This window comes from Lactobacillus sp. UMNPBX16 (assembly GCF_002553775.1).
Classification (GTDB): Bacteria; Bacillota; Bacilli; order Lactobacillales; family Lactobacillaceae; genus Lactobacillus; species Lactobacillus crispatus.
In genome coordinates, this window is sequence record NZ_PCYU01000011.1 from 1 (window position 1) to 8,687 (window position 8,687).

Genomic DNA, 8,687 nt, shown 5'->3' on the forward strand with positions numbered 1-8,687 from the left:
CCAATATTTTCTAACATTACACGATAAAAATCGGCAGCATCTTGATAGGTGGCAGCTTTTGCTCCTAAAAGATGAAGAATCGGATTTTCAAAAATTAGTAAAATGGCTGTTAGTATTAAACCAGTAACAAATCCACCGATCATACAAAAACTGCTTACACGTTTACTTAATTGATAATTTCTTTCACCGAATAGCCGTGAAATTAGTGAAGATCCACCGAGCCCAAAAATGTCAGAAACAGCGATTAAAAAAGTAAAAAGTGGAGCACCAATCGTAATTCCTGCTACTAGATTTGTATCACCCGTTTTGGCAACAAACATCGTGTCTGCCAAGTTGTAGATCATGGTAGTGATCATCCCTAGAACAACTGGCAATGCTAGCTTAAAGTAGACCTTTTTGATCGGCGCTTTAGCAAATAATTCATCCATAAATTTTCTCCTACATTGAAAAAAGCGGCCTAGAAAGATACTTTGAGGAAAACCTCACGATTCTAGGTCGCCATATATTATCGTTAATTTAATTTTAGCATATTATCTTAATTAGCAAGGTGATTATCTAAATTGAAGTTGCCTTGGAATTCATCTGTGGTGCTTTCTTGATCCATACCATATTCAGCATCGTCGCCCCAGTAAATGTATTGTGCATTTTTGCCCTTGGTACCGGCAATTCTGAAGTAAAGTGCAGCGCTGTCGCCTTTACCAGTGGTCTTGGTGGCATCTACCTTAACTTTTTGACCAATCTTGAGCAACTTGCTAGTTGACTTGAGCTTATTATTTAAAACGTGGATCTTGTTTAAAATAGTGGCTGTAGTGGTGCCAGAAGCTTGGTAAAGAGTGTTGCCGTTGACAAAGCCAACATTTGAAGCATAGATATAAGCGCCATTACCTAAGGCGTAGAATTGCTTGCCCTTGATAGTGGTTGTATTCAAACTTCTCTTTTTAGATCCGCTAAGATTTGAGAAGTAGTAAAATACGTCATTCTTAGTTGTGGCGTGGGTTTTAGCTGGCGTTTTAACTAGCATATATTTAGGAATAAGCGACATACCATTGAAAGTAGTGCGGTGACCGTTTTTATCATAAATGCGAGAGTTGGAACTCAAGATTAAAACATTTTGTCCATCCATTGAGCTAACATTCAAAGATTTGATGTAGCGTTTTTTACCGATGTTAACGTAAGAAGCGGTAGTGTAGTGGTAGTTCTTAGAAGTTTTTGCATCTACTTTTTTACCTTGGATCAGGATAGGCTTGCCATAATATTTAAAACTTGAGCCTGATTTAACCGTTGAAGCAACAGTCATCTTCTTGCCATTGACTTTTTGGGTAGTGGTAGTGGCATTGCCTTTGCTGTTGAAGACTTGAACTGTGCCGTTAAAGGATTTCTTGAGAGTAACTTTACCTTTTTGTGATTGCGTAGCTGCTTGAACTGTGTGAACAGGTTGATTGATAATGGCAGCTGCTGGTGCAACACTGATTAATAAAGCTGCTGCGATAGTTGCTAATTTTTTAGTAGTCATATTTTGTCTGCTTTGTAATAATCCATTAAGTTGATTTTAGCACTTATGAGACTATAAAAATAACCTCGAAACTCAAACGTTTTCGGGGTTATTTGATTTTATTCACTTAAGTACTTAGGATCAATAAATTTATTGATCACGTTGTTAACTTTCTTTGAATTATCGTACTTGCGGATAATGTTCAAGAAGTCTTGCGTGGTTGTTTGCTTCAAGTAGTAAGTTTGGTAGTAATCGTGTAAAGCATCAAAAAACTTATTTTCACCCATGGCTACTTTTAAAACAGCAGGGAAATCCATACCAAGTTCGTAAGCCATGTCTTCAGTATCAACGCCTTTTGTTGGATTATTAACAGGGTAGTTGATGTAGTTGGCCTTTTGATTCTTATTAATGAATTGGTTAGCATTTTCTTTTAAGATCTTGTTAGCACGCTTGACGTTCTTACGAGTGTAGAACTTGCTGTGCATCAGTTTAACACAGTAGGACTTACTCTTAGTGTAGGTCAAATCGTAAACGCCATTTTCAAGGAGGTTGGTAAGACCTTCGTCAAGCCAAGGTTCCATGTATTCGTCGCTGCCGACAGTGCCGTAGAACCATTGGTGACCAACTTCGTGAGAAACATCTTCAGTTAATTCATTATATCTATCAAGTGGGTGCTTCTTTTGTAAAAAGCCACTAGCGTCGATCATGATCAAGCCAGGATATTCCATCCCACCGGTATCTTTGCCAAGCAAGCCTTCAGTAATATCGATTTCTTTGTAAGGATATTTGCCGATCTTTTTGGTAAAAATGTGAAAACTGTCTTGGGCAGTCATCAAAGCAAGCTTGTTGTATTGCTTGCTGTTTTTGCTTGCAAGGTAGTAGTCGTTGATTCTTACGCCGTTTGCATAAGCGTGGTCAACCTTGAACTTGTTGGAAGCTGTGATGCCGACTTCACGCATGTTGTTGGCAACAATTGTGGTTTTACCATTCTTAGTGGTATTTTGACCAGAAGCTGCAACCTTGTAGCTCTTAGGTGCAAAGAAACTAACGTGGAAGTTGCTTACAGCACTGTTGTGGTTTTCACCAGCATCGTAGTATGGGTGATAATTCCACTTACCGTTGCGATAATCGCTTAAGTATGGGAAACAGAATGACAGGTTATAAACCTTACCGCCGTTGATATTTCGGTAGCCAAAACGATCTTGTCTCTTAGGTACACCGGTAACTACGTTGACAGTTAAATCAGTAGATTCACCTGTATTTAGACTTTTGTTAACAAATAAATTGCTCTTGTCTTTACCGGTAGTGTAAGAAAGCTTTTGACCATCTGATGAAATGCTTTTAACTGAAGTTGTCGCATTTCTTGTAGCCTCAAAATTCTTGTGGTCGTATTTCAACACGCCGCTAGCAATATTTCTAACCAATAAATTTCTAACAGGTTCATTGCCGTTATTAACAACGTGCATAGTAACTTTTTCTGTTAATTGATTCTTGCGAGTGTCCAACTTCACGATCATGTTGTAATTTGTTGCCTTGATCGTAGGATCAGCCGTAGCTTGAACTTTTGAGTTGAAGCTAAATAATGCCGCAATGGTTACTGCACTCGACAATAAAAGTGTTGTTCTTCTTTTCATAATTTTCCCTCCAAGAAAAATTTACTCTAATTATTGGAAGTTATCGGCATAAAGTCAATCTATTTTTTGATGGTAGGATATAATTTGTGTATAAGTGAAAATGAATAGATATAAAGAAAGAAGATAAATAAGAATGGTTAAAAGTATTACACCTCATTTGGTTTATCGCTTGAATGGGATGCACCATGTTGTAGCGCAAGTTGGTGTAATAAATGGTGATCATGTTTTTACCTTGCAACTTCTTCACAGTGCACATGATGTGTTGGTTTATAGAAAACATGAAGGTTTAACCAAGAACATCGATTATACTGATCCACACTTAGTAATGATGGGCTTTGGCCACACGCAAACCTGGGTACCAGCTAATGACAAGGATGAATATTTCGTAGGTGCTAAACCAAATTCAGGCAACTGGACTACTCAAATTGCACGAGTAAAGTACCCAAGACTTTTACCAGAAAGATATACTTCAAATACACAACTTCCACGTTTGTCACACTTGAATCACGTAACCGACGTTCCTTATGATGGTCATGATCACTTGCACAGAGTAGAAGCTTCAGTTTCACCAAATGGCAAGTACTTCATGATTGCTTCAATTTGGGATGATGGTTCAGGTCACTTTGGTTTGTTTGACTTAAATGAAGTAAACCAAAAGTTGAATGAAAATGGCACTAAGAACACGCTAATCACTGATTTACATTGCTTGAGTGCTTTCCACATCGACAACTTCGATAATCCAAGTGTTGCTCCAGATGAAGAAATGCTACAAATGATTGATTCAGTTCAAGGCTATGCTATTGATGATGACAAGAATATCTATATTTCTAACCAATTGTCACCAAAGATTAACCATGAAACTGGTGAAGTAACTACTTGGTCACGTAAGATTGTTAAGTTCCCATGGGGTGAAACAAACAGTGATAACTGGCAAGTAGCAATGATTGATGGTATTGATTTGCCTGATCGTTACAGTGAAATGGAAAGTATCCATGTTAATGCCGCAAATGATATTTACTTAACTGTGGCTTACCACCAAAAGTACATTAAGGGTGGAGAATATAAGTTAAGAACTTTGGAAAACCAAATTTTCCATATTACTGATTTGTAGAATAATAAAAATTTAACCAAGTAAAAAAGTGCTGATGTGTCTTTGCTTATGAAGACTATCAGCACTTTTTATTTCATATTAATCAGTAATTCTTTCTTTACCAACAGCACGTTGTTCGGAAGGATTATAACCTAACTCTTCAATTTCTTGTCTTTTTTCTTAATCTTTGAATTTCTGTTAGTTTTCATTGTTGTTTCCTTCATTTTCACTTTCTATAAATATAAGTATACTCTGAAAACCAAATCTATTTTTAGCTATTAAGATCGATTAATTCAAAATGAAATATTTTACAAAAATATATGCAATTTATATGCAAATAATATATAATAGTATCAAATTCAGAAAGGAGTAAAAATTATGGCAGAAAAAACAACAGGACTTTATGTCAGAATGAATCCAGAAAAGAAGGAAAAGGCAGAAGCTATTCTGAAAAAGCTGGGATTAAATTCAGCTACGGCAATTAACATGTTCTATGATCAGATTATTCTTCATAATGGTATTCCTTTCAGAGTAGAGATTCCAAATGCATGGGATAATTTGGATCAAATGAATAAATATGAATACGCCAAACTGCTTGACGAGCGCCTGAACACATTGACCGGAAGGGAAGATTTGCTTGGAGATGTCGCCAAGAGGCTTGATGCGGAAAAGAATGAAAAGAAAGACAACTAAGTTTTGAGGTAAAAATTATGATGGCAAGAATTATTATTGGCATTATTGTTGTTTTAGTTATTGTGTATGTTTGTTTTGGTTTTAGAATCGTTCCACAAAATAATGAAGGTCTGGTTGAAACCTTGGGTAAGTATTCTAAGACAGTAAAAGCTGGATTTATCTTTGTCTGGCCACTTTTCCAAAGAATTCGCAAAGTTCCATTAGCACTTCAACCACTTGAAATTTCTAAGTACTCAATCATTACCAAAGATAACGCTGAAATTTCTACTAGTTTAACTTTGAACTACTTGGTCACTGATTCATACCGTTACTTCTACAACAACACCGACTCAGTTGAATCAATGGTGCAATTAATCCGTGGTCACTTGCGTGACATTATTGGTCGTATGGATTTGAACGCAGCCCTTGGCTCAACTAAGGAAATTAACGATCAACTTTTCACTGCAACTGGTGACTTGACTGATATCTACGGTATCAAGGTCGTTCGTGTCAACGTTGATGAACTTTTACCAAGTGCTGAAATTCAACGTGCCATGGACAAACAACTTACCGCCGACCGTGAAAAGACTGCCGCAATTGCTAAGGCCGAAGGTGAAGCTCGTACCATTGAAATGACCACTAAGGCTAAGAACGATGCTTTGGTTGCTACTGCTAAGGCCAACGCTGAAGCTGTTAAGACGCAGGCTGATGCCGATGCTTATCGTGTACAAAAGATGCAAGAAGCTTTGTCAAAGGCCGGCGAAGGATACTTCAGAAACCAAAGTTTGGACAGCTTTAACCAATTAGCTCAAGGTCCTAACAACTTAATCGTGGTTGGCAAGGATGAAATGACTGACTTGGGTAAGGTTCCCGCTTTGAAAAAGGTGTGGGATGCAAGCGACGATAAGAAAGATGAATAAAAATTAGCTCAATTCTCAAATGAGGATTGAGCTTTTTTATACGTTTAACGTATACCAGCATCAACATTAAGTAATTTTCACACTCTCTTGCTCGCCTTATACTTGTAGTAACAATTGAGAACAAGAGGGGAAAGAAAATTATGTTTGGTCGTACTTATTCATATTTAGGTTCAGTTGTTGGACAAATTAATGGTGAAGATATTCGCGCAAATCAATTAGAAAGACGTGGCTATGATTGGGAGAATGGTTATGTCACTCCATCCGATGGACAAGATACTAATCGTGATGGTCAACCAGTTAGAAAATTAACTAAAGATGCCAAAAGCATTATTATCTTTTGGTCACGTTCTGGCTCAACTAAGTTGCTCGCAAGTAAAATTGCGCGTGAAACCGGTGCTAATATTTAAGAAATTACTTTAAGAAATCCTTATCCAGCAAATTACCGTAAAACGCTCAATCGCGCTAACTGTGAAAGAATTCAAAATGATTCACCAGAGCTTGAAATGCAGTTACCTGATTTGAGCCAATATGACACAATTTATTTAGGCTATCAGGCCTGGGCAATGACTTTAAGTCAACCAATGAGGGCATTCCTACTTGAATATGGCGGCGAATTTTCTAATAAAAAGATTGCACCATTCCTTTCTGAAGGTGGCTATGGTTCGGGTGATAGTACTGAATTGATCCGTGAGTTTATTGCACGTGATGGTGGTAAAAATAAAAAGGTTGATTGGACATTTGTTGGTCCAGAAAATGTCCTTTGTGCTGGCATTACTGACAAATTTGAAAAGGCAGGACAAAAGATTTTCGGCCCTAACCAAAGAGTGGCACAATTAGAAGGCTCAAAAGATTATGCTTTGCGCTTCATGAGTAAATACAACATCCCAACGGCTCGCTATGAAACTTATGCCAGTGCTGAAACTTGTATTGCAGGTTTGAAGAACTTCGATTATCCAGTGGTGATCAAAGAAGATGGTTTAGCTGGTGGTAAAGGTGTAACCATTGCTCAGAACCAAGACGTCGCTGAAGAAACGATCAGAGAAATGTTTGCTGGTGGTCAAACTGCTGTCGTCCTTGAGGAATGCTTAGTTGGTCCTGAATACTCAATGTTCGTGGTTGTTTCAGAGGACCAATTCACCATTTTGCCAATGGCGCAAGACCATAAGCGAGTTGGCGATGGCGACAAGGGTCCAAACACTGGTGGCATGGGATCATATTCTCCTTTGCCACAGCTGAAAAAAGAAGATTGGCAAAGAATGATCGACGAGATCGTGAAGCCAACGATGAATGGATTGGTTCAAGGAAACTACCATTATTGCGGTATTTTGTACATCGGTTTAATGATGACGGAGAATGGTCCAAAGGTCATTGAATATAATGTCCGCTTGGGCGATCCTGAAACTCAAGTTGTTTTGCCTCGAATTAAAAATGATTTTGCCATGGTGATTGACGCAGCGGTAAATCATGAGAAATTGCCTGAGATTGAAGAAAACGATAGCTCTATATTAGGCGTGGTTGTCTGCAGCAAAGGTTACCCAACGCATCCGGCTCCTAACGTGAAGATTGGCAAGTTGCCTGAAGGCACTAATACTTATATCGATTATGCTAATGTGAAAGGCGACTTGGATAATCTAATAGGTGATGGTGGCCGACTGTTCATGGTGATTTCGGAAGCTGACAATTTAGTCCAGGCGCAGGATAATGTATATTCTTATTTGAGTAAGCTTGATCTACCAGCTTGCTTCTACCGCCATGATATTGGCAATCGTGCTTTGAGAGATTAGATGTTTGAAGAAAGTCCCAGTTGGGGCTTTTTTAGTTTGAGTGAAATCTGGTATAATTAATACGAACACTCGGTCGAACCGGACGGATCAATGATATGATTTTTCTCCATATTTGTGGAGGTGATCCTGAAGCGACCTTTAATAGAAGAACGAGTAATTAGTGTTCTCCACGTAAGTGGAGGTTTTGAAGATAATTAAAAAGCTCTTAGTTGTGAAAACTAAGGGCTTTTTTGATAAGTTAATAACATTCTAGGTCATACTAAATTTTCTCTTATATAATAGGCTTGTATTGGGGAGTAAAGGAGAAAAGAATATTATGAAGAAAATAACGATGTTGCTGGCATTGATTTGTTTAACATTTGCTGGTGTAAGTGTTTCAACTGCTCAACCAGTTCAAGCCATAAGCAAGTATTCTGAAAAATGGCATACTGTAAAAACTACTGAGAAGGTTTATAGATATAAGCCATATGTGCCTAGAGGTGCTGCTATGTATCAAATGAAATTTATTCATAAAACACCTATTAGGAAAGGGACATATTTAAGACTGCGCTGTCCAGGTACTCATTATCTATGGCAATTTGTGATTGGTGGACGTTATTGGACCGTTTTAAAAAATGATGCCAGATGGTTTAAGAATGTAAGATAAAATCCATGTGAAGAATTGAAATAATTCTGATAATGAATTTATGATATAATACCTTTGGATAGTGTTTGAAATTAATAAAGCTCTTAGCTCGTGTAGCTAGGAGCTTTTATTTTTTAGGAGGTTCAAATGAGCAATTTGGAATCAAACTTTAATGATCAATTTATTAATAAGCTGCATCAAGCATATCTAAAGAGAGTTGGTATCTATCATGTACCTAACGATGAATTAACTAGGTTTTCATGGACGGAAAATAAAACTGTTACTATTTATGCTATTAAAGTTTTTACTGCAGAGCCGGGCTATAAGTTTTATACAATCTTTTTTGCCACTAAAAATAGCGATGAAAAGAATAAATTAATAATATTAGATCTAACAAATAATACTGAAGATCCTAAATTTTTTAGAATTGACGATGGTTTACCTGTAAAAAAGAAACTGTCAAATCTTTT

General features: G+C 37.3%; 10 protein-coding genes. 7 read left to right on the forward strand and 3 right to left on the reverse strand.

Annotation, left to right across the window (positions count from 1 at the left end):
* The 3 genes from CP367_RS03040 to CP367_RS03050 all read right to left on the reverse strand — a co-directional run.
* Positions 1-428 (reverse strand): MATE family efflux transporter (locus CP367_RS03040; RefSeq protein ID WP_255404442.1); only part of this gene is annotated, 428 nt, incomplete at its 3' end.
* A gap of 107 nt (positions 429-535) precedes the next feature.
* Positions 536-1,513: an SLAP domain-containing protein gene (locus CP367_RS03045; protein ID WP_089146253.1), complete on the reverse strand. Its 978-nt coding sequence runs from the start codon at positions 1,511-1,513 to the stop codon at positions 536-538.
* 98 nt (positions 1,514-1,611) lie between these two features.
* Positions 1,612-3,126 (reverse strand): M1 family metallopeptidase, encoded by a 1,515-nt coding sequence (locus CP367_RS03050; protein WP_089146252.1) that lies wholly within the window; start codon positions 3,124-3,126, stop codon positions 1,612-1,614.
* A 133-nt stretch (positions 3,127-3,259) separates the two neighbouring features.
* Here CP367_RS03050 and CP367_RS03055 point away from each other — a divergent pair, with 133 nt between their 5' ends.
* The 7 genes from CP367_RS03055 to CP367_RS03085 form a co-directional block, all read left to right on the forward strand.
* On the forward strand, positions 3,260-4,237 hold the full coding sequence (locus CP367_RS03055; protein WP_089146251.1) for a class III bacteriocin: 978 nt from the start codon (positions 3,260-3,262) through the stop codon (positions 4,235-4,237).
* A gap of 357 nt (positions 4,238-4,594) precedes the next feature.
* On the forward strand, positions 4,595-4,909 hold the full coding sequence (locus CP367_RS03060) for a type II toxin-antitoxin system RelB/DinJ family antitoxin (protein WP_025005298.1): 315 nt from the start codon (positions 4,595-4,597) through the stop codon (positions 4,907-4,909).
* A 17-nt stretch (positions 4,910-4,926) separates the two neighbouring features.
* A complete protein-coding gene (locus tag CP367_RS03065; RefSeq protein WP_061204930.1) occupies positions 4,927-5,808 on the forward strand; it encodes an SPFH domain-containing protein in 882 nt (293 codons plus the stop codon).
* 140 nt (positions 5,809-5,948) lie between these two features.
* The gene (locus CP367_RS03070) at positions 5,949-6,215 is read left to right on the forward strand and encodes a flavodoxin family protein (RefSeq protein ID WP_089146250.1); all 267 of its coding nucleotides are present in this window, start codon (positions 5,949-5,951) and stop codon (positions 6,213-6,215) included.
* A 111-nt stretch (positions 6,216-6,326) separates the two neighbouring features.
* Positions 6,327-7,592 carry a phosphoribosylamine--glycine ligase gene (purD, locus tag CP367_RS03075; protein WP_089146254.1) on the forward strand — a complete coding sequence of 422 codons (1,266 nt, stop codon included), beginning with the start codon at positions 6,327-6,329 and terminating at the stop codon, positions 7,590-7,592.
* A gap of 316 nt (positions 7,593-7,908) precedes the next feature.
* Positions 7,909-8,238 (forward strand): hypothetical protein, encoded by a 330-nt coding sequence (locus CP367_RS03080; protein WP_089146249.1) that lies wholly within the window; start codon positions 7,909-7,911, stop codon positions 8,236-8,238.
* A gap of 126 nt (positions 8,239-8,364) precedes the next feature.
* The coding region (locus CP367_RS03085; RefSeq protein WP_143469215.1) for a hypothetical protein at positions 8,365-8,687 on the forward strand (323 nt) is incomplete at its 3' end.

Bases quoted from the DNA above. Each gene is read 5' to 3' on its own strand.
- CP367_RS03045 (WP_089146253.1), bottom strand. From the start codon at position 1,513: ATGACTACTAAAAAATTAGCAACTATCGCAGCAGCTTTATTAATCAGT.
- CP367_RS03050 (WP_089146252.1), bottom strand. From the start codon at position 3,126: ATGAAAAGAAGAACAACACTTTTATTGTCGAGTGCAGTAACCATTGCG.
- CP367_RS03055 (WP_089146251.1), top strand. From the start codon at position 3,260: ATGGTTAAAAGTATTACACCTCATTTGGTTTATCGCTTGAATGGGATG.
- CP367_RS03060 (WP_025005298.1), top strand. From the start codon at position 4,595: ATGGCAGAAAAAACAACAGGACTTTATGTCAGAATGAATCCAGAAAAG.
- CP367_RS03065 (WP_061204930.1), top strand. From the start codon at position 4,927: ATGATGGCAAGAATTATTATTGGCATTATTGTTGTTTTAGTTATTGTG.
- CP367_RS03070 (WP_089146250.1), top strand. From the start codon at position 5,949: ATGTTTGGTCGTACTTATTCATATTTAGGTTCAGTTGTTGGACAAATT.
- CP367_RS03080 (WP_089146249.1), top strand. From the start codon at position 7,909: ATGAAGAAAATAACGATGTTGCTGGCATTGATTTGTTTAACATTTGCT.